The sequence below is a fragment of the Lactococcus sp. KTH0-1S genome, from assembly GCF_052544945.1.
On record NZ_CP195165.1, the window covers coordinates 1,194,551 to 1,220,927 of the forward strand.

Here is a 26,377-nt window from a genome sequence, read left to right on the forward strand (position 1 = left end):
ACAAAAATGGTAGTTACAATGTATTATGAAGATGATGTAGAAGTATCAGCGCTTGCTGGAAAGCAAATTGCAGTAATCGGTTATGGTTCACAAGGACATGCTCACGCACAGAATTTGCGTGATTCTGGTCACAACGTTATCATTGGTGTGCGCCACGGAAAATCTTTTGATAAAGCAAAAGAAGATGGCTTTGAAACATTTGAAGTAGGAGAAGCAGTAGCTAAAGCCGATGTTATTATGGTTTTGGCGCCAGATGAACTTCAACAATCTATTTATGAAGAGGACATCAAACCAAACTTGAAAGCAGGTTCAGCACTTGGTTTTGCTCACGGATTTAATATCCATTTTGGCTATATTAAAGTGCCAGAAGACGTTGACGTCTTTATGGTTGCACCTAAGGCTCCAGGTCACCTTGTTCGTCGGACTTATACTGAAGGTTTTGGTACACCAGCTTTGTTTGTTTCACACCAAAATGCAAGTGGTCATGCGCGTGAAATCGCAATGGATTGGGCCAAAGGAATTGGTTGTGCTCGAGTGGGAATTATTGAAACAACTTTTAAAGAAGAAACAGAAGAAGATTTGTTTGGAGAACAAGCTGTTCTATGTGGAGGTTTGACAGCACTTGTTGAAGCCGGTTTTGAAACTCTGACAGAAGCTGGATACGCTGGCGAATTGGCTTACTTTGAAGTTTTACACGAAATGAAATTGATTGTTGACCTCATGTATGAAGGTGGTTTTACTAAAATGCGTCAATCCATCTCAAATACTGCTGAGTTTGGCGATTATGTGACTGGTCCACGGATTATTACTGACGAAGTTAAAAAGAATATGAAGCTTGTTTTGACTGATATTCAGTCTGGAAAATTTGCTCAAGATTTCGTTGATGACTTCAAAGCGGGGCGTCCAAAATTAACAGCCTATCGCGAAGCGGCTAAAAATCTTGAAATTGAAAAAATTGGGGCGGAACTGCGTAAAGCAATGCCATTCACACAATCTGGTGATGACGATGCCTTTAAAATCTATCAGTAATTTCTCTTATTGATTGAACAAAAACATAAAAGCATTTTATGGAGGAATGACATAAATGATAAGTGCCAAAGAGGTTGAAGATGCCTATGATTTGTTAAAACCAGTTGTCACTAAAACACCTTTACAATTAGACCCTTACCTTTCCAATAAATATCAAGCAAATATTTACTTAAAAGAAGAAAACTTACAGAAAGTTCGTTCTTTTAAATTACGAGGAGCTTATTATTCTATCAGTAAATTATCTGATGAGCAACGCTCTAAAGGTGTGGTTTGTGCCTCTGCAGGTAATCATGCACAAGGAGTTGCTTTTGCTGCAAACCAATTAAATATTTCTGCGACAATTTTTATGCCGGTTACAACACCTAATCAAAAAATTTCACAAGTTAAATTTTTTGGCGAAAGTCATGTAACAATTCGTTTAATTGGTGATACTTTTGATGAATCAGCCAGGGCAGCAAAAGCTTTTTCTCAAGATAATGACAAACCATTTATTGACCCTTTTGATGATGAAAATGTAATTGCTGGTCAAGGGACAGTGGCTTTAGAAATTTTTGCTCAAGCTAAAAAACAAGGAATAAGTTTAGATAAAATTTTTGTACAAATTGGTGGAGGTGGTTTAATTGCAGGAATTACCGCCTACGGTAAGGAACGATATCCAAAGACTGAAATTATCGGAGTTGAAGCAAAAGGGGCAACAAGTATGAAAGCCGCTTACTCTGCTGGTCAGCCCGTCACCTTGGAACACATTGATAAATTTGCTGATGGAATTGCGGTTGCGACTGTCGGTCAGAAAACTTACCAAATTATTAATGACAAAGTGAAACAATTGCTTGCGGTTGATGAAGGTTTAATTTCTCAAACCATACTCGAATTGTATTCAAAATTAGGAATTGTCGCCGAGCCAGCAGGTGCAACATCTGTTGCCGCACTTGAACTTATTAAAGATGAAATCAGGGGTGAAAATATTGTCTGTATCATCAGCGGGGGAAATAATGATATTAGTCGAATGCAAGAAATTGAAGAAAGAGCTTTGGTTTATGAAGGTCTAAAACATTATTTTGTCATTAACTTTCCTCAAAGACCAGGAGCCCTACGAACTTTTGTCAGTGATATTTTAGGGCCAAATGATGATATTACCCGATTTGAGTACATCAAAAGGGCTGATAAAGGTAAAGGGCCTTGTCTTGTTGGGATTTTACTTTCAGATGCTAGTGATTATGATTCATTGATTGATCGGATTGAAAGATTTGATAATCGTTATGTTAACTTACATGGAAATGATAGTTTATACGAACTTTTGGTCTAACTAGCCAATTGGTTTGAGCCATTTTCTAGTTTCAATTCTCTTTAAATCACTAGAAATTTGATATAATTTAATTAATAAATTATTTAAATTTAATGAGATAGAAAAGAGAAATATCATGACAGAAATCACACAACTTTTTCAATATAATACCCTTGGAGCTTTAATGGCAGGCCTTTACGAGGGGACAATGACAATTGGTGAACTTCTGAAACATGGTGATTTAGGAATTGGAACTTTAGATTCTGTTGATGGAGAATTGATTGTTTTGGACGGTAAAGCTTACCAAGCTAAAGGTGATAAAACCATCGTCGAATTAACTGACGACATCAAAGTTCCTTATGCTGCGGTTGTTCCCCATCAAGCGGAGGTAGTTTTTAAACAAAAATTTACGGCCAGTGACAAGGAATTAGAAGACCGAATTGAAAGTTATTTTGATGGGCAAAACTTATTTCGCTCAATCAAAATAACAGGTGAATTTCCAAAAATGCACGTTCGTATGATTCCACGGGCAAAATCAGGGACAAGATTCGTAGAAGTTTCACAAAATCAACCCGAATACACTGAAGAAAACGTCACAGGAACAATTGTTGGGATTTGGACTCCAGAAATGTTTCATGGTGTGAGTGTTGCTGGTTATCATCTCCATTTTATTAGTGAAGATTTTACTTTTGGTGGACATGTCCTTGATTTTATTATTGATAATGGTACTGTTGAAATTGGTGCAATTGACCAATTGAACCAGTCATTCCCTGTTCAAGATCGCAAATTCTTGTTTGCTGACCTTGATATTGAAGCACTAAAAAAAGATATCGATGTAGCTGAATGATAATCACTAGATTTCTTTAGCTATATTAAAGGAGAAATCTATGAAAAATATTGCAACATCAGATGCACCAGCCGCTATCGGTCCTTATATTCAAGGCAAAATTGTCAATGGTTTACTCTATGCATCAGGCCAAATTCCGTTGAATCCATTGAATGGAGAGATTGTTGGAGATAGTATTGAGGCTCAAACTGAACAGGTGATGAAAAACATTTCTGCTATTTTGAAAGAAGCGCATTCTGATTTTGACTTAGTCATCAAAACAACATGTTTCTTGAAAAATATTGAAGATTTTTCACGATTTAATGCAATTTATTCAAAGTTTTTTGATAAGGACTTCCCAGCGCGTTCCGCTGTTGGAGTCGCAGGATTGCCTAAAAATGTCCTTATCGAAATAGAAGTCATTGCAGAAGTTAAATCCTAAAATTAAAACATATTAGCTATAAAAATTACTGACAAAATTTCTGTCAGTAATTTTTTTGGTTACAAATCACTCTTTTTTACGTATAGAAAATTATAAGCCAATTTTAAAATTGCTGACAAAGCTGTCAGTAAAAAATGGAGGAATTATGATAACAAATTTTGATTTATATCGTTGGAAAAAAGCTGGCATGACCAATTTAGAAGTAAATAAACTTTTAAAATTTTTTCATAGATATGATAAAAAAATAAGTTTAAGACAAATGGGACAAGTAGCACAACTTAAATCTATTCCCAACTTTATTGAACAATATAAAAATCAAGACGTAATTAAACTGAGAGAAGAGTATAAAATATACCCATCATTTTCTCTTCTGGATGAAATTTATCCCGAAAGGCTCAAAGAAATTTACAATCCACCGGTTCTATTATTTTATCAAGGAGATATAAGTCTCTTAAAAACTCCTAAATTAGCTTTTGTTGGTAGTCGACAAGCAAGCTCGCAAGGAATTAAAGCCGTCCAAAAAATTGTGACAGAGTTGAACCAAAATTTTACGATTGTCAGCGGACTCGCTAAAGGAATTGATACAGCAAGTCATCTTTCTGCCATTAAAAATAAAATCCCTACAATTGCAGTTATCGGTACAGGCTTAGATATCTTTTATCCTTTAGAAAATCGAAAAATTCAAGAGTATCTTGCTAAAAACCAACTAATTCTATCAGAATATCCAGTCGGAGAAAAGCCCCTTCGCTATCATTTTCCTGAACGTAATCGCATCATTGCGGGACTTTCACATGGAGTAGTGGTGATAGAAGCAAAGTTACGAAGCGGTAGTTTAATTACTTGTGAGCGCGCTCTGGAAGAAGGAAGAGACATTTTCGCTGTACCAGGAAACATAGCAGATGGATTTTCAGATGGCTGTAATCATCTAATTCAACAAGGAGCAAAATTAATTTATCAAGCCCAAGATATCTTAGAAGAATATTTGTATGATTAAAAAAAGCCTTTATCACCTTGCACCACAAGACTTAAGTCAGTTTTTATAGTACAAAAAAATATCAAGTTCTACTATAAGAAAACTAAATAACTTGACATATTGAAGAAAAGCATTTATTATGAGAGAGTGAATTTAATGTAAATAAGAGCATTAACACCTCTTAAACTATTATTTTACTTCCACATTCGATATATACCTCTATGAATTAAGATACAATAACTAAAAGATAGTGGATACCAAAAAGAATAAATAGGAAAAATTATGCCAACTTCAACTAAAAGTAAAACAAAAACAAAAACAACCACAAAGAAAAAAACAACACGAAAAAGAGTTACTCCAGGTAAAAATCTGGTTATTGTCGAATCGCCAGCAAAAGCTAAAACAATTGAAAAATATTTAGGGCGAAACTACAAAGTGGTAGCATCAGTAGGTCATATTCGTGATTTGAAAAAATCAACAATGTCTGTTGATATAGAGAATGACTATGAACCTCAATATATTAATATTCGTGGGAAAGCGCCATTAATCAACTCTCTCAAAAAAGAAGCAAAGGCTGCCAAAGCCGTCTATCTCGCAAGTGACCCGGACCGTGAAGGTGAAGCAATTTCATGGCACTTAGCACATATCTTAAATCTTCCCCTTGAAGAAAAAAATCGAGTGGTCTTTAATGAAATCACTAAAGATGCTGTTAAAAATGCCTTTAAGGAGCCACGTCAAATCGATGTGGACTTAGTTGACGCTCAACAAGCACGTCGAGTCCTTGACCGTTTGGTGGGCTATTCAATTAGTCCTATTCTATGGAAAAAAGTCAAAAAAGGACTCTCAGCAGGTCGAGTTCAATCCATTGCCTTAAAACTAATTGTTGACCGCGAAAATGAAATTAATGCTTTTATTCCAGAAGAGTATTGGTCAATTGATGGTGAATTTAAAAAAGGAACTAAAAAATTCAAAGCATCCTTCTGGGGAATTGACGGAAAAAAACATTCTTTAAAAACCAATGAGGATGTCATCAAAGTCATGGAACGTTTAGACGGGCCTGATTTTAACGTAGATAAAGTTGAAAAGAAAGAACGTCGCAGAAATGCTCCTCTTCCTTATACAACTAGCTCAATGCAACAAGACGCGGCTAATAAACTTAACTTTCGTACCCGTAAAACAATGATGGTTGCTCAACAACTTTATGAAGGTCTTACTTTAGGAAGCCAGGGCCATCAAGGTTTAATTACCTATATGCGTACAGACTCAACACGTATTTCTCCTGTCGCACAAAGTGCAGCTCACAATTATATTGCTGATCAGTTTGGAGAAAAATATAGTAAACACGGTTCAAAAGTTAAAAATGCCTCTGGAGCCCAAGATGCTCACGAAGCAATTCGTCCTTCAAATGTTTTTAATACTCCAGATGCCATTGCTAAATATCTAGACAAAGATCAATTAAAACTTTACACACTCATCTGGAACCGTTTCGTTGCCAGTCAAATGGTCGCAGCTATTTTTGATACTGTTAAAGTAAATCTGTCTCAAAATGGTGTTATCTTTATTGCGAATGGTTCTCAAGTAAAATTTGACGGTTATCTGCGAATCTACAATGATTCTGACAAATCAAATATGCTCCCAGAGATGAAAGAAAATGAAACTGTCAAAAAAGCGAATGTTAAACCAGAACAACATTTTACTCAACCACCAGCTAGATATTCCGAAGCAACACTCATCAAGACTTTGGAAGAAAATGGAGTGGGACGTCCCTCAACTTATGCGCCTACACTAGAAACAATTCAAAAACGTTATTATGTGAGATTGTCAGCAAAACGTTTTGAACCTACAGAGCTTGGAGAAATTGTCAATAAGCTTATTGTTGAGTTCTTCCCTAACATTGTAAACACTGAATTTACAGCTGAAATGGAAAAAGATCTTGATGAAGTTGAAGAAGGAAAACGTCAATGGATTGAGGTTGTTGACCAATTTTACAAACCCTTTGCAAAAGAACTTGAAAATGCCGAAGAAGGTATGGAAAAAATCCAAATTAAGGATGAACCTGCTGGCTTTGACTGTGATGTTTGTGGAAGTCCGATGGTAATTAAGTTGGGACGTTTCGGAAAATTTTATGCTTGTAGCAACTTCCCAGATTGCCGAAATACTAAGGCAATTGTCAAAGAAATCGGCGTAAAATGTCCGCTTTGCCATGAAGGAAATATTATCGAACGCAAAACAAAGAAAAATAGAATTTTCTATGGTTGTGATCGTTACCCAGAATGTGAATTCACAAGTTGGGACAAACCTATCGGACGTGATTGTCCTAAATCTGGACATTTTCTTGTTGAAAAGAAAGTTCGCGGTGGCGGTAAACAAGTGGTATGTTCAAATGATGAATGTGATTATCAAGAAGAAAAACAAAAATAAAAGGCGCTTCCGCGCTTTTTTATTATATTAATCAATGGCAAAATTTACTAAATTTAGATATAATTGGGACTATGAAAAAAACACATATTAACGTTATTGGAGCGGGACTTGCTGGTTCTGAAGCTGCTTATCAAATTGCTAAGCGTGGCATTCCCGTTAAACTATACGAAATGCGAGGCGTTAAACAAACCCCTCAACACAAAACAGATAAATTTGCTGAACTAGTCTGTTCAAATTCTCTTCGTGGAGCTGCAATCACTAACGCGGTTGGTCTCTTAAAAGAAGAAATGAGAAGACTTGATTCTGTAATTATCAAGGCAGCGGAAGTGACTCAAGTACCTGCTGGTGGAGCCTTAGCTGTTGATAGAGAAGATTTCTCTGATTTTGTCACAAGAGAAGTCTCTAACCATCCATTGGTTGAAGTAATTCGAGAAGAAATTACTGATCTTCCAGAAGATGAAATTACAATTATTGCTACTGGACCTCTAACTTCAGATAAATTAGCAGAAAAAATTCATGAATTTAACGGTGTGGATGGCTTTTATTTTTATGATGCAGCAGCACCGATTATTGACGCCAACTCGATTAATTTTGAAAAAGTCTATAAAAAATCTCGATATGATAAAGGTGAAGCTGACTATATCAACTGTCCAATGACCAAGGAAGAATTTCAAGCCTTTCAAGAAGCTTTAATTTCGGCCGAAGAAGCTCCTTTAAACTCTTTTGAAGATTTAAAAGTCTTTGAAGGTTGTATGCCTATTGAAGAAATGGCCAAACGTGGTTATAAAACAATGCTATTTGGCCCGATGAAACCTGTTGGATTAGAATATCCTGAAGAATATAAAGGTCCCAGAGACGGTGATTTTAAGACTCCCTATGCAGTTGTTCAACTTCGCCAAGATAATGCTTCCGCATCTTTGTACAATATTGTAGGATTTCAAACTCATTTAAAATGGGGAGAACAAAAACGAGTTTTCCAAATGATTCCAGGTCTTGAAAATGCTGAATTCGTTCGTTATGGAGTCATGCATCGTAATTCTTACATGGATTCTCCAAATCTTCTTAAACAAACCTTCCAATCTCGCAAACAAGAGAATCTGTTCTTTGCAGGACAAATGACAGGAGTAGAGGGCTATGTAGAATCAGCTGCTTCTGGTTTAGTTGCTGGAATTAATGCTGTCAAACTCTTTAATGACGAAGAAGTAGTTATATTCCCAAAAACAACGGCGATTGGAAGTTTACCTTACTACATCACCCATACTGACAGCAAACATTTTCAACCAATGAATGTAACCTTCGGAATTGTTGAAGAATTAGAAGGCCCACGAATTCGTGATAAAAAAGAACGTTATACTAAGGTAGCAGAGCGTGCTTTAAACAACTTAACAGACATTATTTCAAAAGATAATCTATAACAAATAAAAAACACTTGATTCAAATTCCAAGTGTTTTTTATTTGTTATAGATTATCTAAAGCATTTTTTTGCTCTTCATTGATAATATGAGTATAAAGGTCTGTAACTTGAGTTGAAGCGTGCCCTAACTGATTACTCACCAATACCTGAGAATTTGTTTGAGCATAAAGTCGAGTCGCAAGTGTATGTCTAAGTTTGTGAGGGGTCACTCGTACTTTAAAAGCTTGAGAATATTTAGCAACTAATTTTTCAACACTAGAAGGATCTATTCGACTAGGAACATCTCTATAAAGTGTCACAAAAAATGCCGTATCTTTCGCTGTAGTCTTATAACGTTGACTTCGTACTTCCAAGTATCTTTCAAAATAAGTTTTGGCAAAAGGAGCAAAAGGAACAGCATCCCTTTTTCCTCCTTTCCGAGTTACCTCAACAACCATAGTAATAAGATTTAAATCTCTTAAATCTACATTAACTGCCTCAGAAAGACGAATACCAGAGGCTAAAATAAGTGCGATAATTGCTAAATCACGTTCTTTATTTTTGAAAAAACTAGAACGAGCTCTATTTGATAATGTTTTTTCGTACTCATTGTCAATATAGTCAAGAAAACCTTGAGTTTCATCTCCCAAAAAAAGTTTCCCTTTAATATTCTCCGCACGAGAAGCTAAAGTTTCGGATTTTTTTTTAGTCTGTACTTTCTTCATAACATTACGATAGAAGTAAGGCTCACCATCTTCATTTTCAACCTCTTCAGTAAGGTATTTATAAAGACTAGAAAGAGCAGAAAGAGTACGATTAATTGTTGTTTGACTAACCCCATAACGAGTAGAGCGCGTATTTAAACGGGGTCTCTCCCTAAGATAGAGGATAAAAGACTCCAAATCTCGTTTAGTTAAGTTTTCTAAGACAGAGAGGGAAACATCCGTAATCTTATCAACATCAGCAACTCCAGAATCGACCAACCAACTAAAGAAACGTTCATATTCTTTAAGATATTCATAAAGTGTATTCAAACTATAAGGGATAGTAAGTTTAGATTGATAATATTCTAAAACATAAGAAGGCATGATATGTTTTAGTTTTTCAATATTTTGTATTAATTGTTCACGTTTCATAGATTTAAGTATACCAGAAGAGATATACAATTGTCAAGAAAATTACAGTTTTTCGGAAAGATGTTACTTAAAACATATAGGAGTTCTGTATCACACCTTTCCAAAAGGTTTCGTAAACCTTGCTATTATAAGGTTTTTGTGACACGTTGCTCTCCTGCTTTTTGTTTTAATTATCTTTCAAAATAGTTTTTCCGAAGTTTTTTGTTTTTCCATAAAATAAGACTTATAATAGTTATCATAAAGACTCAGTTACTCACAAAAAAGGGAGATTCCGATTAAGAATCTCCCTTTTACATCATTTGACTTGACTTTTTATGCATATTTATTTATAATATCATTAAGTAAGTCGATTGAACGGAATGGGTTCTTAATCGGCAGGTCTGATAAAGTTGGTGCTTTATCAGACCTTTTTTAGTTGCCTTAATTATAGCATAAACTATTCTTGCGTGCAAGGATTTTTTTGTTATGCTCTATTATGCTAATTAATCGGCTTTTGGTGGGTATTTAACTTCCATTGTTTTTCTGTCAAAGAATGCTAAAACTTCCTGTTTAACTTCAAATTTGTGCCAGGTATCTCCGTTTTTCCAATACAAAAATCCATCCTTTGAGGTAACTACGGCAACAATTTTAACCCTCTGTGGCCCACTTTTAGTTTCAACAGCTGCCTCGTCGCCTTTACGTAGTCTAATCGGTTGTAGGTGGTCTGGTACCTTCCAATAGCGTTTATGTTTGTCAGTTCCGTTAATATGGACGGCTTGAATGATTTTCATGATTACTCCCCTGTCATTTAATTACGTTAACTTGATTATATCAAAAATTCTACAGTAAATAAATTTCAGATAGTTTGTGAATTTTATAACTTTCTTAACGCATCTTTAGCTTCAGCACTGACAATATGGGTATATAACTCAGTTGGTTTGGTTGAAGAATGTCCTAATTGGTTGCTGACAAGGACTTGAGAGTGACTGACATTATAGAGTCTTGTTGCGAATGTATGCCTTAGAATATGAGGGGTTACTCTAACTTTATAGGCTTCTGAATACTTTGCGACTAGCTTATTTATCGATGCGTTAGAAATTTTTCTAATTGTTTGATTATAGTCCGTGATAAATAAAGCTTCTACATCAGTATTTAAGCTACTTCTTGCCTCATAATAATCTGTTATATATTTATGCGAAAAATGAGCAATAGGCACTACATCCTTCTTGCCTTCTTTTCGCATCACTCTTACTTTTCCAGTTTCAAGGTTTAAATCGTTAAGATTGATTCCTACAAGTTCCGCACAACGTAATCCAGATGATAAAAAAAGACTTAATATAGCTAAATCCCTGACTTTATTTTTCTTGAAACTTGTTTTCGCTCGATTACTGATAGACTTTTCATACTCATGTTCAACAAACTCTAAAAATGCTTTAGTTTCGTCTCCTAGGAATAGTTTACCTTCCAGTTGTGCTGCACGGTAATGCAAGGTTTCGCTTTTTTTTCGGATACGAATTAAACGGCTAACATTTCTAGTCATGTAAGTATTGCCATTACTATCTTCGGTTTGTTCACACAGATAGTTATATAGGCTCTTAATCGCAGCAATGGTTCGAATTAATGCTGATGTATGTGTATTAGAGCCACATTTTGATTCTAAACGGAGTCGTTCGTGAAGTACGAAGGCTTCTAGCTCACGTTTCGTTACGTTTTCCATTTCTTTCAAAGTGATTTCTTTGATGTTAGCATGGTTCGTTATGTTATTTTCACTCATCCATTTCAAGTATTTCCTGAACTCTAGGCAGTAAGAGTAAATAGAGGCAATACTCAGCGGTACAGTGTCCTTAGACTGGATAAACTCATTGACGTAGTAGGGAAACTCAAGCATGAGTTTATTTACATTATAACGATAACCATGATTTTCTGACATCTCTTTTTATTGTTCCTCAACATTTTCTATTCAAATTAGAATATATTGTAGTTAAATATTAAAGTATTGTCAATTTTTGTATAAACTCAAAACTTAATACTTTGCGGTCTGTTTTTTCCTGACCGTTTTTTGCTTTGGACTTTTTTTATTATTTTTTTCATCCTCATCTATTCAAATATTTTTTTGTAAAAGATATTTATTTTATTACTATTTTTAGTTTGTTAATAGTGGGTAATTTGTAGTGGCTGATTTAACGGAATCTGGAAAAACCGTAATCCGATAAATCCGGTTTCTGGAATATCCGTAATACGGAAAAGGCTTTCTACGGTTACCGAAATACGGATTTTCAGTATTACGGCATTTTGTCCGAAAAATGGGTTTTCAGTATTTCGGTGTTTAAACCTTAGAAAGAGGCTTCAGCATTTTATAAATGGATTAAAATTACATAGCAGGTACGAACATTTTAAAATGATATATATCTTTCCGAAAAAGTTTGCTTTTTCTCAAAGTAAGGCTATAAATTATTGTAAGTCCAGTATCAAGAACGATGACACTTTTCAATACTGACCCTAATACTGACCCTAATACCGCCCCTGATACTGACCTTAATACTGACCTCAATACTGACCCTAATACTGACCTCAATACTGATATCTTTTATTTCAATACAAAAAGCCCATTTCTGAAAAATCATGTGAATTCAGAAACGGGCTTTTAGGGCTGTTCAAGTTCTCTAAAATAACTTTCTCAAATTTTAAGAATACCCCTTTTGGTTTGGGTTCAATTTCCAAGTGGAGTTCTACATATCCCGAAATTAATATTCTCAATTATAGAAATTTCGTTTTTTATTAAAGGGAGTGGTGAATCTTCAAATAGTTTATCAATTTTATTTTTTAATAAATTATAGTCTTGAGTATCTTCTTTTTTTAATAAAGAATCAAACCATTGTTTGACTTCTAATGGATATAGATTCCCTGCAATAGAAGATAATCCATTATACCCTAAACAGATTTTTTTCTCTAACTCCTTTTCACCTCCAGCAAAATAAATAAGCGGACTATCAATTACCTCGTTCAATTCTGATATCTTTTGTGGATTACCAGCTTCTTTTATTCCAGATATATAATGATTATCTATCAAATCTTTATATGATTGTATAGACAAGTCAAATCCAGTTCTTAGCGGGTTGTTATATATTATTGCTTGTTTATTTACCCTTTCAATGATTGAAGTTGTATAATTCAATGCTTCTTTTTGAGTAGGTAATATATATGGAGGGTATCCAATTAAAACACTTGATATTTGAGGACCCTGCTTATTTTCGATGCAAGCTGTTTGGCTTCAATTTGTCTTATACTTGATATTCCAAACAGAATTTCAAAATCAGAACTTACATCTAAACGTTCTAAATTTTCAACGAGTTCAATCTTTCCACTTAAATTTAAGGAATGTTGCTCGCCTGTTGAGGCACATAGCAAAACAGAGTTGACTCCTAATTTTTTCAAGAAGCGAATGTGCTCAAGAGTTGCGTCAACGTTTAAATCTTCATTTTCATGAAAGGCAGTGGGTACTGCAATGTGATAGTTGTTAGTTAACGACATATTGTTATTTTGCTCCTTTTTTATCTATTATATCTTAATTTTCTCAGTACATTTGATTGCCAAAATTTTCTTCTTTTTCACTTTTAATCTGAAGTATTATATTTTATTTCAAAAGTAAAAATGACTACAAACGAAATAAACATTATGATGCTTATTCCAATATAAGTTTTATAGCTTAAGGAATCTATAAAATTAGAAAATAAGAGACTTCCCAGGGGTTGTGCACCATCAAATGCTAGAAAAGCTAATCCGAAAACTCTCCCTAAGTATTTGCTATCTGTTTCTTTTTGAATAAATGTCGGTATACTCCCAAATAATTGAGCTTGGACAAATCCAAATACGGCAACCATTCCTAACCAAGTATATTGATTAAAATAAGAAACTACTCCCAATAATATTAGTGAAAATATTACTAACTCAAGATATATTTTTGAACTGTTGATACTTTTAGTTTGTCTTGCAAGATTTACGCCTCCTGCCAATCCTCCTAATGACATTAATAATAAAGCTATACTATATATACTAACATTGCTTTGAAAATAGTTTTTAGCTAAGTATGGAATCAATAATATAAACCCTGAATAACATAAATTAAAAATTCCCATTGCAGAGATTAATAATATAAGTTTTCTAGTTCTCCTAATATACTGAAACCCCTCAATGAGATTCTCTATAAACTTTCCGCTTATATTTATTGAATAGGACTTAGGAGAGTCAATTCTATTATTTATTAATGCTGCAAACAAAAAAAGCAGTCCATTTACCAATAAGAATTGATTAAAAGAGAGTTTCCCTAAGGAAAGGAGAATACTACAAATGAGTGGTGCAAGAATACTAGCAAATCCATATATTGTATTAGAAATTGCGTTAAATCTTTGAATTTTATTCGATTTAATAACACTAGGAACTAAAGCTTTTACAGAGGGGTAGTTAATTGCCAACATAATGTTTAGAGAAAAGGTAGTTACTATTAATAGTAAGGTCTGTGGGTGATTAGAATTTACAAGTATTGCTCCTCCAAAATTCACTAGAGCCGACAATAAATTTGTCAGGAGGATAAGTACTTTAGGGTTATATTTATCAACTAATACTCCGACAAACACATCAGTAATGATAAAAGCGACACCGCTTACTGCCTGTATAATTCCTAACTGTTTTGTTGTCCCTGTGGCCTCTACAATTAACCAATTCAGTCCAATTAAATAAACTGAGAGCCCTAATTGTGATACAAAAGGGCTCATCATTAAAGGAATATGTTTATTTTTGAGGTTTTGTAAATACTTCAATTTGCCCCTCTATGCCTAATATATTTTGAATACGGTATTTTAATTCGAGTATAGCTTGCTCACTTATTATTTGTTGCTCTTCATTAATTGCTTCAATTACCATAATTGCATCGGTTGTATTTTCAGTCAACATTGTTCTTTGTGCTTCACGCCAGTTAAAGCTCCGACAAATTGCTCCCTCATTATCATAATATATAACTTCACCTGGTAATGCTGGGTCATCTTTATCTGAACCCAAAGGTCTAAAAGCCTCACCTCCATTAGCAGTTCCTAAATGCATGATATCAGATATCTTGTTTAAGTCTTCACCACCACACGGAACACCATATTCTAAAGAAATACTGTTGTAGATGTCTACTAAAGGGTTTATTGAATTGAATTTTTGACCTTGACTCACTCGTTTTAATAGAGCCTCAATTGATGAACGTGCTCCTTTTTTCTTTTTAAACTTTGTAAAAGCTTGTCTCCAGTCTTGAATGATTGCATTTGAAGAAAAAGTGTCCTCTGTTAAATGTTTTTCAGATTTTATCGTGGAACTATCCAATAATTCCTGCGTTCTGGCAATAACTGCTGACTGAACTTTATTATCAATTCCTTTTATCGTTAAAACACTTATACTCGCATCAGGAAATATATCCCAAAAGCTATTATCTACTTTTAATTTAGAATCCATATTGTTCTCTCCTTTATTTCACTTATTTATGATTAACTTCATGAGAATATCTCTTTGCTTTTCTCCACCAAGTTCAAATACATGTTCACTAAAGCAAACGAAATTCATTTTTTTATAGAAATTTAGTGCATTTATATTTTCTTCCCATACACCAAGCCAAGCACTCGTTTTGTCTAGCTCTTTTGCTTTTTCGACGGCATAGTTCAAGAGGTATTTTCCAAGTCCCAAACGTTTGAAGTTAGGTTTTATATAAATCCTCTCTATTTCTAAAGCATTTATGTCATGTTTTTCCGTTTGAGCATTAGAGACGTTTAGCTTTAAATATCCTGCTAATTCTTTTTTGTAGTAAACAAAATAAAAATTTGAATCAGAATCTGAAAGTTCCGATTCCAATTGCTTAATATTATAAGCACTCTTTAAATATTCTTTTAGATCTGCTTCATCATTGCCATCTTTAAATGTGTCGGAAAAAGTTTCAATACTTATTTTTTGTAATTGTTTAACGTCTTGTAGGGTTACTACTTTTAATATTATTTCTACTTCTTGTTCCATTTAATAATTTCTTTTGATTCCTTTCTTGACATCCAACCAATTTTGAGAGATATTATCAGCCATTTTATTTATTACTTCAACAAATACTTTCATTTTTTCAGGTGAAATATTTTCTGTTGCAACTTTTGTCGAGTATTCATTTTCACGAATAATAACTGGATAAATTTCCTCCCCTTTTTGGGTAATAAAGAGATGCTTTTCTTTTTTATTCACTAAGTCATCCTTTTTAGTGATTAATCCTTTTTTTTCTAACTTATTGATTGCTCTATTGGCAGTAGATTTGTCTACACATAACAGTTCTGATAAACGATGTTGAATGATGCCTGGATTTTCTTTAATCCGACTCAAATAGAGATATTGACCTTTAGCCAGATCAAATTGTGCAAATTCAACGTTACTAATCGAATCTAAAGAACGAGAAATTGTTCCGATTTGTCTTAATATTTCACTTTCCATTTTTAAACTCCTTCGTTAGAAAATATTATACTTCTTTTTTAGTGCATTTGCAACTATATTTTTTGATAATAAAAAAGCTGTCTTTTGACAACTTAAAATCTAATAAAATTGAAGAGACTCTCTAGTTATATTTTTAAGTGTTTCAAAGACGGATTGATGACTAGCAAGATACTTCTCCTTCACGCTAGAGACTCCACATCTTATTTGAACAATTTTCAAAGCAACCTTGCCTGATACCAACCTAATATCAACGTTATTCCTAAAAAACTAAAAAAACACCAAAATATGATGTTTTTAGTTTATTTTTTCAATATTTCTAACAACAAATGATTTTTTCTCATCATCAGTTGTTACAAAACCAGAATTATTAGCTACATATTGAACAGCTGATTTCATATTAATGAACTCTTTAATAATATATTCTCCACTTTTTTCACCCGTGTAATTATTGATAGAATTCTCTTCAGCCGAAGAAAGAGATGTGAATTTAAATTTCATAATACTCCTTATACGGATTCTTTAGTAAAATAGATTTTTTTAAATTTCAAAGCCACATTAACTAAAGCAATCATAACAGGAACTTCCACTAACGGACCAATAACTGCCGCAAAGGCTTCTCCTGAATTAAATCCAAATACACCTACCGCAACTGCTATCGCAAGCTCAAAGTTATTGCTTCCTGCTGTAAATGATAAAGATGCTGTAACAGGATAACTTGTTCCTAATTTTTTAGAGAGAAAGAAGGAAACAAAGAACATCAATACGAAGTACAGAAGCAATGGAATTGCTATTCTAACTACGTCAAATGGAAGCTCTACTACCTTTTCACCCTTAACCGCAAACATGATAATGATTGTAAACAAGAGAGCGACCAATGTTATACGACTAATTTTTGGAATGAATTTTTCTTCAAACCATTCTTTACCTTTTAATTTAATCAAACCAAAATGAGAGATAATCCCTGCAATAAATGGAATTCCCAAATAGATGAATACTGAGGTAGCAATCTCACCAATTGTTATATGCACTGCAAAATTTCCTAAGCCTAACCATTTTGGAAGCAAGGTTACAAAGAAATAAGCAAAGATTGAGTAAAAGAATACTTGGAAAAGTGAGTTGAAGGCTACAAGTCCTGCTGTATACTCACTATCACCATGTGCTAAATCAGTCCAAACAATAACCATTGCAATACAACGTGCAAGCCCAATCATGATAAGCCCAATCATATAGCTTGGATAACCTTGTAAAAATACGACTGCAAGAATAAACATTAGTATCGGACCAATAATCCAGTTTTGAACTAATGAAAGCAACAAGACTTTCCAATCCTTAAATACTTTTCCCATTTCTCCATATTTTACTTTTGCTAATGGAGGATACATCATGAGAATTAGTCCAATGGCAATTGGAATTGATGTTGTTCCTACTGATAAGTCATTAATAGCGGTTGCAACACTAGGAACGAAGTACCCCAAAGCGACTCCAATTCCCATTGCTACAAATATCCAAAGCGTCAGATAACGGTCTAAAAACGACAGTTTCTTTGTGACTTGATTCATAATTGAGTTTTTCCCCTAATTTTTTTCTTGTTTTGCAATTTCTTGATAATTTTTATTTCCGCCTGATAAATTGTATACTTCTCTAAATCCTTCATTTCTCAAGACATTTTGAGAAGCATTACCAGTGACTCCCTTATTGCAGTAAACGATTGTCAATCTATCCTTATCAAGGATAGATGATTTTTCACGAAGTTCTGCCAGCGGAATATTAATTGCATTTGGTATATGTTTCTTTTCATAACTTGCTTTTGCACGTGTGTCAATAATTGTTATATCTGCACTATTTTTTTGAAGTTCCATCAAATCATGAGGCGTTATTAATGGCGCAGTAGTTAAGGCATTGGTTAGTGCCATTCCTGTATATGCGACAGGGTCTTTAGTTGTTGAAAATGGTGGGGCATAAGCTAAATCCATATGGAATAAATCTTCTGCAGTAACCCCTAATGTTATTGTTGAGGCAAAAACATCTATTCTTTTATCAACGCCTTGAGGACCAATAATTTGAACTCCAAGAATTCGATGTGATAACTTATCTGCGACTGCCTTGATAACCATTTCTTTACCATGCATGTAATCAGGTTTGTCTGGTTTAATATTGAATAATACTGCTATTTCGTAACCTTCTTCAATCGCTTCTTTTTCAGTTAATCCTGTTTGAGCAATGGTTAAATCAAAGAAGCGTAAGATTCCAGTCCCAAGCACACCTTGAAAACGAAGTGGTCCACCAGTCATTGCATCTCCTGCAATTCTCCCCATCTTGTTTGCAGTTGATGCCAAAGGTCGGTATGTCGCTTTCCCAGTAATCACATGGAAACTTTCCGCGACATCCCCAACGGCATAGACACCTTCAATATTAGTTTCCATCGTTGTATCTGTAGCAATCGCTCCAGTTTCACCTAGTTTCACACCGATTGATTCTGCGAGTTGAGTATTTGGTCGAACACCAGTAGCCAATATATACAAATCAGCGCTAAGGACATTGCCTTTACTTGTTGTGACACTTTTTAGTGTTTGTTCTCCCTTTGTTTCAGTGATTACTTCCTCAGATAGAAAATGAACATTTTGCTTTTCCATTTCATCTTCAATGCGAATAGACATATCCCAATCTAGGTGTGCCATTGGGTGTTTTCCACGTTGAAGCACAGTAACATCAAGTCCTCGTTCTTTGAGTTGTTCGGCAACTTCAAGACCAATATAGCCTGCTCCTACAACAATTGCTGTTTTTGGTTTTTTATCATCCAAGAAAGATTTAATGTTTTTACCACTATTAATATTTCTTACTTGAAATACATTATCGAATGATTTACCTTGAAAAACTTCGGGTCTATGATAAGTTGCTCCAGTTGCAAAAACAAGGATATCATAAGAATCATCAAATATTTCACCAGTCAAAAGGTTCTTAACTTTGAGAGATTTTGTTGAATGATTAATATCTAAAACTTCATGAGAAGTATGAATATCAACATTGTAACGTTTTTTAAACCATCGAGCATCACGAGGAGTTAACTCATCAAAATCATCAATTTCCCCACCAATAGCATATGGAATACCACATACTGCGTAAGAAATATCAGTGTCTTTATCATAAAGAGTAATCTCTGCACTCTCTGTATTTCTACGTGCCTTAGCAGCAACACTTGTTCCTGAAGCGACAGAACCAATTATAATAATTTTCATAGGATAATCATTTCCTTTATTTTTCAAAGTCAGCTTGCCATTTAGCTACTGCATAGTGTTGATTAGAAAGTTTGGCAACTTTATTAATCCATTCTACTTCATTTGATGCACGTGCTTTCAAAACTTCGTTCGAGGTATGAGTTGCACTCATACTTTGGTTTACTAACCACCAAGTATGTACAATATTTGCTCTATCTAAATCATCTGCTAATCGCATTGATTCATAAACTGGAGTGGTTTCTGGTAGAGTCACCATCAAAACTTCTGTTTCATCAGAGTTTTGTAATCTTGGTAAAAGTTTTTGAATTGATTTTGGAACTTCACCACTTGTCCGTTCAACTTCTTTCGCATAGCTTTGAGTTGATTCAAGTAATAAGAGGGTATGACCAGTTGGCGCAGTATCAATTACTACAATCTCATCATCTGCTTTTTCAACAATTTCAGCGAAAGCACGAAAGACTGCAATTTCTTGCGTACATGGTGATTCCAAGTCTTCTTTAACATAGTCAAAATCATCGCCTGACATAGTTTCTCTTGCTTTGCTTAAAACTTCTTCTTTATATTCTCGAAGTTCCTTTTCTTCATCAATATGACTTAATGAGAGCCCAGAAGTATCTCCCAAGTAGAAATTAAGATGGTCCGCAGGGTCTGTGGTAGCCAGATGAACTTTTTTACCTTGCTTTTGCAAAGCTTGAGCAACTTTAATCGCTACAGTAGTTTTTCCAACTCCACCTTTACCCATTGTAAAGACAATTTTTTTACCTGTTTTGACAAAATTATCAATCACAGTTGAGAGTTCTGGATATTCTCTCATTTCTGAATCAATCTCAGGTAATTCGGGTTGAACTGTATCTAAAAGGATGCGAAGTTTATCTAACCCAGTCACATTATAGGGTCTGAGTGGAATAAAGAATAGTTCATACTTACTGAGAGAGTTAGGCAAATGCTCTAAATCATCTTCTTGTTGATTGGCAATAATCTTTGATACTTCATCATCAGCTTGAGTTAAAAGTCCATTAATAATTAATTTTTGATTATTTATTCCAAGTTCCGCAAGTTCACCAGAAGCTCTATTGGCTTCCTCAATTGATGCTTTTTGAGGACGTGTTACTAACATAAGCGTTGTTAATTCACCGTTAGCTAATGTTTCTACTGCTCGTTCGTAACTTTCCTTTTTATCTCCCAGTCCTGAAAGTTGACCTAAGCACGAAACACCAGTATCATTTTCATCCAGGTAGTTAGACCATGCGGAAGGAAGAGCAAGCATTCTGAGGGTATGTCCAGTTGGTGCGGTATCAAAAATGACATAGTCAAATTCATTTTCAACATCCTTATTTGTTAGGAAACCTGCAAATTCATTAAAAGAAGCAATTTCAACGGTACACGAACCTGAAAGTTGTTCTTCCATATTTTCTACAGCTGAGTCTGGCAGAATTCCTCGATATGGACCAACAATGCTTTCTTTATAATCATTTGCCGCAGATACTGGGTCAAAATTTGCGACTTTTAAATTAGGAATTTCTGGAATTTCTTTTGGTTTATTGGTTAATTCTGTTTGAAATACATCTTGTAAATTAGAAGCAGGGTCAGTACTGACAAGAATCACTTTATGACCTGAATCCGCAAGACTTACTGCAGTTGCACAAGCAGAGGTTGTTTTGCCAACCCCACCTTTTCCTGTAAAGAACAGGTATTTAGTCAATTCTAATTTTTTTGGATCGTAAGCTTTCATCATTTCTCCCTATTAACAACAACCAGTATTCCCACCACAACATGAAGCATTTGCCTCTACTTTGACTTCTTCTTGAGAATTTGAGCAACAAGCTCCTTTTTCAGAATTAATATTGCTTAGTCCGAGTTCTTCAGAAGTTGGATAGCTTTCGGTTTTGAGAATTTCTCCATCAATTAATGTGATTGGCAAAATATCATTTCCTTGATTTTGTATGAGATTCAGAACTTTTTCGTTAACCACAAACGCTTGAGGATTACTTGTAAGATTATAACGATAAGCTTTCACCTCCTCGTTCTCTTTCAACGTATCAAATAGGTTTGTAATACGAAGTAACTCTGAATCAACTGATGGACCACAAACTCCAGTAGAGCAACACATCGCAGCTTCAAAAATTTCAATTTTTTTCATTATAGTTCCCTTTCTTAATTAGAACAATTACATTTTTTATCAGTACCACAAACACAAGTTTCTTCATTATGTGAGAATAGAGTCATACACATGCTTTGGAATTCTTTAGCAAAATCATCACTTAAAGTGTAATAATTCCAAGTCCCTTTTTTCTCAACAGTGATAATTTCTGCTTTTTCTAAAACCTTCATGTGATGGGACAATGCAGGTTGTGAAAAATCAAAATGCTCTAATAGGTCGCAAGCACATTTTGTTCCACATGACAGCAGGTCGACAATTTTTAAACGATTTGGCTCAGCTAATGCCTTCAAACTCATTGCAATTTTTTCGTAATTCATAAAATCCTTTCTCAAACATAAACATACGTTTATATATAATATAAACAAATGCTTATGTATTGTCAAACATAAACGACTATTTATGTTTTGATTTTTATTGTAAATTATAGTTTATGTGTCAACAGAAGCCTTTAATCAGATAAAAAGAAGTTGTAGGTTAAGACAACTTCTTTTTTATCTTTAATTATAATTAAAAAATTGGAGTGACTTTCTAGTTAAAGTTTTTAGTGTTTCAAAGATGGTTTGGTGTTTTTTCTACAGGCAAGTAAGGCTAATTAACGATATGAGAGTAATAGTACTGACAATTTTTTAGCTTCTTCATGTTACATAAAAATAGTCTTGGAGGATAAATTAATGATAAAAGCAATACTTATATCTGGTACTTAAAACGCAGGAAAAACAACAGCAATTAATAATCTTTATGATTACTATACATCAAAAGAGGGGCGAAAAGCTTACGATATAAAATATATAATTTATTGATAAAATTAAAAAGCCAGCAAACGCTGGCACTTATGTTTAAGGTATTCCATTATAACATATCTCTCTATTTTTGACCTTAAGACTATCTATATGATATTATTAATTTGTATGTTTTAAATATTAACTTCTTAATCTATGAACATGCATCAAAAAACTACCTATCATTATGTGCTGTGATAGGTGTTTTTTTATAAATCTTTTAAATATTAATTTTAATTAACAGATATTGAAAAAACCACTCTATATTAGAGTGGTCCTAATTTATGCATGGGAAGTGTGAGTTTCCTCTTGCTGGCTAAGTATATCATACCCTCTCATAATTGCAACTGAATATAAAAAAACTGAAGTAATGACTCCAGTTTTTGCACGATTTTCAGATATAATTATGCTTTTGTGATGTTAACTGCTTGAGGTCCACGTTGACCTTCTTCAACATCAAATTCAACTTTTTGACCTTCGTCAAGTGATTTGAATCCATCAGATTGGATTGCTGAGAAGTGAGCGAACAAATCTTGACCATCTTCAGAGGTAATAAAACCAAATCCTTTAGTAGCGTTAAACCATTTTACTGTTCCATTTGCCATAATATATTTATTTCCTTTCGACAAAATTGTAAATCTTATTTTGCGAAAAGTGAATCTATAAAACATTTTACTCATGACAAAATCTACTTCTTCATAGTAACACTAATTATACTCAATGTCAAACTACTCTCTCATTAATAAAATCCATATCGTAATGACATGGATTTTATGAACTGTAGGGAAAGCAACTAATCTTTCCCTCACTCAGTATAACATTTTAATTCATTTTTGCAATAGCAATAAATAAAAAGCACAGGACATCCCATGCTTTAAATCATTTATCTTTTATGTACGTTTGAAGCATAACGCCCACGAGACGTCATTTTGATATCAAAGGTAACCTTTTGACCTTCATCGTATTTTTTAAAATCATTTCCTTGAATAGACAAGAGGTAAGCAAACACATCTTGCCTATCATCTGCCATAATAAAACCATAGCCTTTGTCAGCGTTAAACCAATTTATTGTTCCTTTATTCATATAATACATCCTTTCGCATCATCTGTAAATCCTATTTTGCGAAAAAGTGCATTCCTAAAACATTTAAACTCGAGACAAAACCTACCTTTTAATAGTAACACCTATCTATACTAAAGTCAAATTGGTCTATTTAAAACTTTTTAATTTTCTTATGATTCCCCAGATTTTCATGCGGATTTGCTTTAGCAAGTGTCAATGTTTCTCTATCCACAACCCTGACATCATGGTTTTCTAATTCTACAATTAGTGCATTCTTATAGAGATTAATGTCTCCAGAAACGACGATTGCTTGTTCCCCATTTGATAATGTAATTTTATCTCCTGTTTTCATTTTTCACTTCCATTCTAGGCGCTGCCTATTTCACGAAAAAATTTTACTACTTAAGGGTGAGATCTATATAAGAAAAATAAGGGCTCCCTAAAGCCCTTAAAATATTGCGGGAATAGGATTTGAACCTATGACCTTCGGGTTATGAGCCCGACGAGCTACCTAACTGCTCCATCCCGCTTCGCAAGTATAACACTAATATCAGTTAAAGTCAATTTAACCCTTAAACTTCGATAATTATTTAACTAAAAAGTGTTTTTGTGAACATAACTCAAAATTTTTCTCACATCAGAAAACTTATTACTAGATATATAACTAATATACTTACTACAAACCCAAAAAATAGTAAGCTTATAATCGCTTTTTTCTCTTTATTCTTATTCGTTAGACGTTCCTCGCTCCTTATTACCGACTTAATTCATTATCACTGCACATTATTTTAAAAAAGCTACTCACAATTGAGCAGCTAATGATGAAGGTGTGGTGCTTTCGCTAAACCACCCATGAGCTAAGTATATCACTTTAATTCGAAATTACAATAGTAATCAAAAATAGAAACCAATTTTGGTTTCTATTCTACAACAGAGACTGTGATCTCATAAAATTAAGTATAGCACCATATAAAAGTTAATACTAACTATTAGTTTATTAATGAGTACAACTACAAGACTAACTCCTGCAATAATATTGGAGACAATGCTTCCAATAAGTTCGATGAGTGTAAAAAATATATTTTTATATTGATTTATATATCAAATTTCTCGTTCTTTAACAAGTTTTTCAAAAAAGTCTACAGTCTTGGGATCATCATGATCAAAGAACTGGCTACCAGATGTTTGTAAAGTACCAATTTGTTCCTTATCTTCTGATGTTAAGCTGAAATTAAAGATATCAATATTTTGTTTCATGCGATCTTTCTTTACTGATTTAGCAAGACTGACAATCCCTCGTTCATATAACCAACGTAAAATGACTTGTGCGGGACTTTTGCCGTATTTTTTGCCAACAGCTAATAAAATTTCATTTTTAAAAATGCCATTTTTCCCCTCTGCAAATGGTGCCCATGCCTCTAATTGTACATTCCCACGTGATAAAGCGTTTTGCAAATCCTCCTCTCTTTGATGAAACGGATTGATTTCAATTTGATTTATCTGTGGTACAGTATCTTGAAAAGCAATAATATCTGCTAAACGTAGTTCATTAAAATTAGATACACCAATAGCTCGTATTTTACCTTCTTTTTGCAAATCTACAAGTGCTTTATAGCTCACAAATACATCCCCAAAAGGTTGATGAAGTAATACTAAATCAAGATAATCAAGTTTCATTTTTTCTAGTGATATTTTAATAGAAGTTTTCGTATTCTCATATCCATAGTTACTGAGCCATACTTTAGTGGTGATAAATAAGTCTTCTCGAGGAACAATGGTTTCGGCAATAGCATCACCAACTTCTTCTTCATTAAAATAAGATTGAGCTGTATCAATGTGTCTATAACCTACCTCAATTGCATCTAATACAGCTTGTTTCGTTTGTTCCTGTGGAATTTGGAAGACTCCAAAACCCAATACAGGAATTTCTACCCCATTGTTTAATTTAAATGTTTTCATTTTTTATCTCACTTTCTTAAATTCTGTTATTTTTTTCAAATTTGACTTTTAATAGATGCAATTCTCTCTCATTAGTAGCTGCACCTTCCCAAATCATTTCTGTTTGAGTTGCAAATCTTCCCATAGTGTAGAGGATTAATTCCTTTGAAAGTTCAGTCGGAGCTGAACCTTGGAGGAAAAAGTATAGATGTTTCCCTTTGAAGGGATTTTCCAGACTGCTTTCAGAACTTCTATCTATGAACGTTTTTAATGCACCACTCATATAGTGCCAATAAACTGGAGTTCCAATGATTAGTACTTTACTATTTTTAATTTCAGTAAATATCTTGTCTAACTCATCATTATTATCACTTTGCCCTAAAAATCCGACTTTATAATTTATTAAGCTCAAAGTTTTGTAATCATATTTTTTTAGAAGTCTCATCCCCATCTGGACTGTATTTCCGTTCAGGTGCTGACTTGAATTAATAAACAATATTTGATTATTCACATCGCCCTCCGTTCATTTTGATTGACCTAATATAGCAAGCCACTTTACTTAATGTACCCAAGCTGATGAGGTCATTATAATTAAAATACCTAATAATATAAATAAGTGTATATCACATCTCCTTGTTTATATTATTAATTTCTGGTACTATTTAAGTATACTACTCGTGTGTAACACCCGGTCAAGTAATAAATATTATTTTAGGAGATTTTTTTATGTATACTATGAAAGAAGTTTGTGATTTATGTGATATGACATATGATACACTCAAATTTTATTGCAACAAAGGATTGATTCCTAATGTTAAAAGAGATAAAAATAATTATAGAGTTTTTAGTAAGCATGATGTAGATTGGATTAATAGTCTTTCATGTTTAAAACAGTGCGGAATGTCAATTATAGAAATGCAACAATACTTGGAATACTGCCTTAAGGGACAAGATACAATTAATGAACGAAAAATTATGTTGGCTAAGAAAAAACAAGAGCTTTTGGCTAAACTTAAAACAGTTGAGGATTCAATAGAATATATTGATAATAAGCAAAAGTTCTATAATGATGTACTTAATGGTACTATAAGATATGAGAGCAATCTCATAGCCGAAAGTAAAGAGTAAAAAATTATATTTAAAAAAATGACTACAATTATGCAGTCATTTTTTAGTATTTTAAATTATTTAGATTTGTTGAATTTAATAAAAAATAT

General features: G+C 33.7%; 29 protein-coding genes and 1 tRNA gene. 9 read left to right on the forward strand and 21 right to left on the reverse strand.

Annotated features, from left to right (window positions below):
* Positions 1-6: 6 nt before the first annotated feature.
* From ilvC to trmFO, 7 genes are all read left to right on the forward strand, one after another.
* The gene (ilvC, locus tag ACRYLU_RS05865; RefSeq protein WP_445080754.1) at positions 7-1,029 is read left to right on the forward strand and encodes a ketol-acid reductoisomerase; all 1,023 of its coding nucleotides are present in this window, start codon (positions 7-9) and stop codon (positions 1,027-1,029) included.
* Positions 1,030-1,084: 55 nt separating this feature from the next.
* The gene (gene ilvA, locus ACRYLU_RS05870) at positions 1,085-2,335 is read left to right on the forward strand and encodes a threonine ammonia-lyase IlvA (protein WP_038600936.1); all 1,251 of its coding nucleotides are present in this window, start codon (positions 1,085-1,087) and stop codon (positions 2,333-2,335) included.
* A gap of 115 nt (positions 2,336-2,450) precedes the next feature.
* On the forward strand, positions 2,451-3,161 hold the full coding sequence (gene budA, locus ACRYLU_RS05875; RefSeq protein WP_038600933.1) for an acetolactate decarboxylase: 711 nt from the start codon (positions 2,451-2,453) through the stop codon (positions 3,159-3,161).
* A 40-nt stretch (positions 3,162-3,201) separates the two neighbouring features.
* Complete coding sequence (locus ACRYLU_RS05880; protein WP_058205694.1) at positions 3,202-3,582, forward strand: RidA family protein; 381 nt, start codon at positions 3,202-3,204, stop codon at positions 3,580-3,582.
* A 145-nt stretch (positions 3,583-3,727) separates the two neighbouring features.
* Positions 3,728-4,576 carry a DNA-processing protein DprA gene (dprA, locus tag ACRYLU_RS05885; RefSeq protein WP_038600928.1) on the forward strand — a complete coding sequence of 283 codons (849 nt, stop codon included), beginning with the start codon at positions 3,728-3,730 and terminating at the stop codon, positions 4,574-4,576.
* A 261-nt stretch (positions 4,577-4,837) separates the two neighbouring features.
* Positions 4,838-6,976: a type I DNA topoisomerase gene (topA, locus tag ACRYLU_RS05890; RefSeq protein ID WP_098393837.1), complete on the forward strand. Its 2,139-nt coding sequence runs from the start codon at positions 4,838-4,840 to the stop codon at positions 6,974-6,976.
* Positions 6,977-7,047: 71 nt separating this feature from the next.
* Entirely contained in the window at positions 7,048-8,391 is a 1,344-nt protein-coding gene (trmFO, locus tag ACRYLU_RS05895; protein ID WP_445080755.1) for a methylenetetrahydrofolate--tRNA-(uracil(54)-C(5))-methyltransferase (FADH(2)-oxidizing) TrmFO, read from the forward strand.
* A 44-nt stretch (positions 8,392-8,435) separates the two neighbouring features.
* Here the strand turns inward: trmFO and xerS (ACRYLU_RS05900) are convergent, their stop codons facing one another.
* From xerS (ACRYLU_RS05900) to xerS (ACRYLU_RS05910), 3 genes are all read right to left on the reverse strand, one after another.
* Positions 8,436-9,506, reverse strand: a complete 1,071-nt coding sequence (gene xerS, locus ACRYLU_RS05900; RefSeq protein ID WP_038600916.1) for a tyrosine recombinase XerS — start codon at positions 9,504-9,506, stop codon at positions 8,436-8,438.
* Positions 9,507-9,988: 482 nt separating this feature from the next.
* A complete protein-coding gene (locus tag ACRYLU_RS05905; protein WP_015426413.1) occupies positions 9,989-10,276 on the reverse strand; it encodes a hypothetical protein in 288 nt (95 codons plus the stop codon).
* Between the two features lie 83 nt (positions 10,277-10,359).
* Positions 10,360-11,415 (reverse strand): tyrosine recombinase XerS, encoded by a 1,056-nt coding sequence (gene xerS, locus ACRYLU_RS05910; protein WP_445080756.1) that lies wholly within the window; start codon positions 11,413-11,415, stop codon positions 10,360-10,362.
* A gap of 547 nt (positions 11,416-11,962) precedes the next feature.
* Here xerS (ACRYLU_RS05910) and ACRYLU_RS05915 point away from each other — a divergent pair.
* Positions 11,963-12,133, forward strand: a complete 171-nt coding sequence (locus tag ACRYLU_RS05915; RefSeq protein ID WP_445080757.1) for a hypothetical protein — start codon at positions 11,963-11,965, stop codon at positions 12,131-12,133.
* A gap of 62 nt (positions 12,134-12,195) precedes the next feature.
* Here ACRYLU_RS05915 and ACRYLU_RS05920 read toward each other — a convergent pair whose 3' ends face one another.
* The 18 genes from ACRYLU_RS05920 to ACRYLU_RS06005 form a co-directional block, all read right to left on the reverse strand.
* Positions 12,196-12,660, reverse strand: a complete 465-nt coding sequence (locus tag ACRYLU_RS05920; protein ID WP_445080758.1) for a dihydrodipicolinate synthase family protein — start codon at positions 12,658-12,660, stop codon at positions 12,196-12,198.
* 41 nt (positions 12,661-12,701) lie between these two features.
* Positions 12,702-13,016, reverse strand: coding sequence for a dihydrodipicolinate synthase family protein (locus ACRYLU_RS05925; protein ID WP_445080759.1), 315 nt, complete (start codon positions 13,014-13,016; stop codon positions 12,702-12,704).
* 83 nt (positions 13,017-13,099) lie between these two features.
* A complete protein-coding gene (locus tag ACRYLU_RS05930; RefSeq protein ID WP_260317814.1) occupies positions 13,100-14,302 on the reverse strand; it encodes an MFS transporter in 1,203 nt (400 codons plus the stop codon).
* Positions 14,274-14,975, reverse strand: coding sequence for a B3/B4 domain-containing protein (locus ACRYLU_RS05935; RefSeq protein ID WP_012897832.1), 702 nt, complete (start codon positions 14,973-14,975; stop codon positions 14,274-14,276). Before ACRYLU_RS05935 ends, ACRYLU_RS05930 begins: the two co-directional genes overlap by 29 nt.
* An 18-nt stretch (positions 14,976-14,993) precedes the next feature.
* The gene (locus tag ACRYLU_RS05940) at positions 14,994-15,527 is read right to left on the reverse strand and encodes a GNAT family N-acetyltransferase (RefSeq protein WP_445080760.1); all 534 of its coding nucleotides are present in this window, start codon (positions 15,525-15,527) and stop codon (positions 14,994-14,996) included.
* Complete coding sequence (locus ACRYLU_RS05945; protein ID WP_445080761.1) at positions 15,528-15,983, reverse strand: MarR family winged helix-turn-helix transcriptional regulator; 456 nt, start codon at positions 15,981-15,983, stop codon at positions 15,528-15,530.
* A 294-nt stretch (positions 15,984-16,277) separates the two neighbouring features.
* On the reverse strand, positions 16,278-16,481 hold the full coding sequence (locus tag ACRYLU_RS05950; protein WP_023189252.1) for a hypothetical protein: 204 nt from the start codon (positions 16,479-16,481) through the stop codon (positions 16,278-16,280).
* Positions 16,482-16,489: 8 nt separating this feature from the next.
* Positions 16,490-17,542 carry an ACR3 family arsenite efflux transporter gene (arsB, locus tag ACRYLU_RS05955; protein WP_445080762.1) on the reverse strand — a complete coding sequence of 351 codons (1,053 nt, stop codon included), beginning with the start codon at positions 17,540-17,542 and terminating at the stop codon, positions 16,490-16,492.
* A 15-nt stretch (positions 17,543-17,557) separates the two neighbouring features.
* Positions 17,558-19,219, reverse strand: coding sequence for an FAD-dependent oxidoreductase (locus ACRYLU_RS05960; RefSeq protein WP_195228616.1), 1,662 nt, complete (start codon positions 19,217-19,219; stop codon positions 17,558-17,560).
* 16 nt (positions 19,220-19,235) lie between these two features.
* On the reverse strand, positions 19,236-20,951 hold the full coding sequence (arsA, locus tag ACRYLU_RS05965; protein WP_242327513.1) for an arsenical pump-driving ATPase: 1,716 nt from the start codon (positions 20,949-20,951) through the stop codon (positions 19,236-19,238).
* A gap of 12 nt (positions 20,952-20,963) precedes the next feature.
* A complete protein-coding gene (gene arsD, locus ACRYLU_RS05970; protein WP_023189248.1) occupies positions 20,964-21,359 on the reverse strand; it encodes an arsenite efflux transporter metallochaperone ArsD in 396 nt (131 codons plus the stop codon).
* 14 nt (positions 21,360-21,373) lie between these two features.
* Positions 21,374-21,697 carry an ArsR/SmtB family transcription factor gene (locus ACRYLU_RS05975; RefSeq protein ID WP_021723433.1) on the reverse strand — a complete coding sequence of 108 codons (324 nt, stop codon included), beginning with the start codon at positions 21,695-21,697 and terminating at the stop codon, positions 21,374-21,376.
* A gap of 866 nt (positions 21,698-22,563) precedes the next feature.
* Entirely contained in the window at positions 22,564-22,764 is a 201-nt protein-coding gene (locus ACRYLU_RS05980; protein WP_011835124.1) for a cold-shock protein, read from the reverse strand.
* Between the two features lie 278 nt (positions 22,765-23,042).
* Positions 23,043-23,243, reverse strand: a complete 201-nt coding sequence (locus ACRYLU_RS05985) for a cold-shock protein (RefSeq protein ID WP_012897093.1) — start codon at positions 23,241-23,243, stop codon at positions 23,043-23,045.
* A 130-nt stretch (positions 23,244-23,373) separates the two neighbouring features.
* Complete coding sequence (locus ACRYLU_RS05990; protein ID WP_029343959.1) at positions 23,374-23,574, reverse strand: hypothetical protein; 201 nt, start codon at positions 23,572-23,574, stop codon at positions 23,374-23,376.
* A 104-nt stretch (positions 23,575-23,678) separates the two neighbouring features.
* Positions 23,679-23,752 (reverse strand) — tRNA-Met (locus ACRYLU_RS05995).
* 571 nt (positions 23,753-24,323) lie between these two features.
* On the reverse strand, positions 24,324-25,181 hold the full coding sequence (locus ACRYLU_RS06000; RefSeq protein WP_195228612.1) for an aldo/keto reductase: 858 nt from the start codon (positions 25,179-25,181) through the stop codon (positions 24,324-24,326).
* A 16-nt stretch (positions 25,182-25,197) separates the two neighbouring features.
* Positions 25,198-25,671: a flavodoxin family protein gene (locus ACRYLU_RS06005; RefSeq protein ID WP_029343960.1), complete on the reverse strand. Its 474-nt coding sequence runs from the start codon at positions 25,669-25,671 to the stop codon at positions 25,198-25,200.
* A gap of 215 nt (positions 25,672-25,886) precedes the next feature.
* On the opposite strand from ACRYLU_RS06005, the gene ACRYLU_RS06010 reads away from it, so the two are divergent.
* Positions 25,887-26,288 carry a MerR family transcriptional regulator gene (locus ACRYLU_RS06010; RefSeq protein ID WP_023189244.1) on the forward strand — a complete coding sequence of 134 codons (402 nt, stop codon included), beginning with the start codon at positions 25,887-25,889 and terminating at the stop codon, positions 26,286-26,288.
* Positions 26,289-26,377 lie beyond the last annotated feature (89 nt).

What these genes read in the sequence shown, in the direction of transcription:
- arsA (WP_242327513.1), bottom strand. Translation starts at nt 20,951, where the DNA reads ATGAAAGCTTACGATCCAAAAAAATTAGAATTGACTAAATACCTGTTC.
- trmFO (WP_445080755.1), top strand. Translation starts at nt 7,048, where the DNA reads ATGAAAAAAACACATATTAACGTTATTGGAGCGGGACTTGCTGGTTCT.
- ACRYLU_RS06010 (WP_023189244.1), top strand. Translation starts at nt 25,887, where the DNA reads ATGTATACTATGAAAGAAGTTTGTGATTTATGTGATATGACATATGAT.
- xerS (WP_038600916.1), bottom strand. Translation starts at nt 9,506, where the DNA reads ATGAAACGTGAACAATTAATACAAAATATTGAAAAACTAAAACATATC.
- ilvC (WP_445080754.1), top strand. Translation starts at nt 7, where the DNA reads ATGGTAGTTACAATGTATTATGAAGATGATGTAGAAGTATCAGCGCTT.
- budA (WP_038600933.1), top strand. Translation starts at nt 2,451, where the DNA reads ATGACAGAAATCACACAACTTTTTCAATATAATACCCTTGGAGCTTTA.
- ACRYLU_RS05950 (WP_023189252.1), bottom strand. Translation starts at nt 16,481, where the DNA reads ATGAAATTTAAATTCACATCTCTTTCTTCGGCTGAAGAGAATTCTATC.
- ACRYLU_RS06000 (WP_195228612.1), bottom strand. Translation starts at nt 25,181, where the DNA reads ATGAAAACATTTAAATTAAACAATGGGGTAGAAATTCCTGTATTGGGT.
- topA (WP_098393837.1), top strand. Translation starts at nt 4,838, where the DNA reads ATGCCAACTTCAACTAAAAGTAAAACAAAAACAAAAACAACCACAAAG.
- arsD (WP_023189248.1), bottom strand. Translation starts at nt 21,359, where the DNA reads ATGAAAAAAATTGAAATTTTTGAAGCTGCGATGTGTTGCTCTACTGGA.
- ACRYLU_RS05960 (WP_195228616.1), bottom strand. Translation starts at nt 19,219, where the DNA reads ATGAAAATTATTATAATTGGTTCTGTCGCTTCAGGAACAAGTGTTGCT.
- ACRYLU_RS05985 (WP_012897093.1), bottom strand. Translation starts at nt 23,243, where the DNA reads ATGAATAAAGGAACAATAAATTGGTTTAACGCTGACAAAGGCTATGGT.
- arsB (WP_445080762.1), bottom strand. Translation starts at nt 17,542, where the DNA reads ATGAATCAAGTCACAAAGAAACTGTCGTTTTTAGACCGTTATCTGACG.
- ACRYLU_RS05935 (WP_012897832.1), bottom strand. Translation starts at nt 14,975, where the DNA reads ATGGATTCTAAATTAAAAGTAGATAATAGCTTTTGGGATATATTTCCT.
- ACRYLU_RS05975 (WP_021723433.1), bottom strand. Translation starts at nt 21,697, where the DNA reads ATGAATTACGAAAAAATTGCAATGAGTTTGAAGGCATTAGCTGAGCCA.
- ACRYLU_RS05940 (WP_445080760.1), bottom strand. Translation starts at nt 15,527, where the DNA reads ATGGAACAAGAAGTAGAAATAATATTAAAAGTAGTAACCCTACAAGAC.
- ACRYLU_RS05905 (WP_015426413.1), bottom strand. Translation starts at nt 10,276, where the DNA reads ATGAAAATCATTCAAGCCGTCCATATTAACGGAACTGACAAACATAAA.
- ACRYLU_RS05945 (WP_445080761.1), bottom strand. Translation starts at nt 15,983, where the DNA reads ATGGAAAGTGAAATATTAAGACAAATCGGAACAATTTCTCGTTCTTTA.
- ACRYLU_RS05980 (WP_011835124.1), bottom strand. Translation starts at nt 22,764, where the DNA reads ATGGCAAATGGAACAGTAAAATGGTTTAACGCTACTAAAGGATTTGGT.
- ACRYLU_RS05990 (WP_029343959.1), bottom strand. Translation starts at nt 23,574, where the DNA reads ATGAAAACAGGAGATAAAATTACATTATCAAATGGGGAACAAGCAATC.
- ACRYLU_RS05880 (WP_058205694.1), top strand. Translation starts at nt 3,202, where the DNA reads ATGAAAAATATTGCAACATCAGATGCACCAGCCGCTATCGGTCCTTAT.
- dprA (WP_038600928.1), top strand. Translation starts at nt 3,728, where the DNA reads ATGATAACAAATTTTGATTTATATCGTTGGAAAAAAGCTGGCATGACC.
- ACRYLU_RS05925 (WP_445080759.1), bottom strand. Translation starts at nt 13,016, where the DNA reads ATGTCGTTAACTAACAACTATCACATTGCAGTACCCACTGCCTTTCAT.
- xerS (WP_445080756.1), bottom strand. Translation starts at nt 11,415, where the DNA reads ATGTCAGAAAATCATGGTTATCGTTATAATGTAAATAAACTCATGCTT.
- ilvA (WP_038600936.1), top strand. Translation starts at nt 1,085, where the DNA reads ATGATAAGTGCCAAAGAGGTTGAAGATGCCTATGATTTGTTAAAACCA.
- ACRYLU_RS05915 (WP_445080757.1), top strand. Translation starts at nt 11,963, where the DNA reads ATGACACTTTTCAATACTGACCCTAATACTGACCCTAATACCGCCCCT.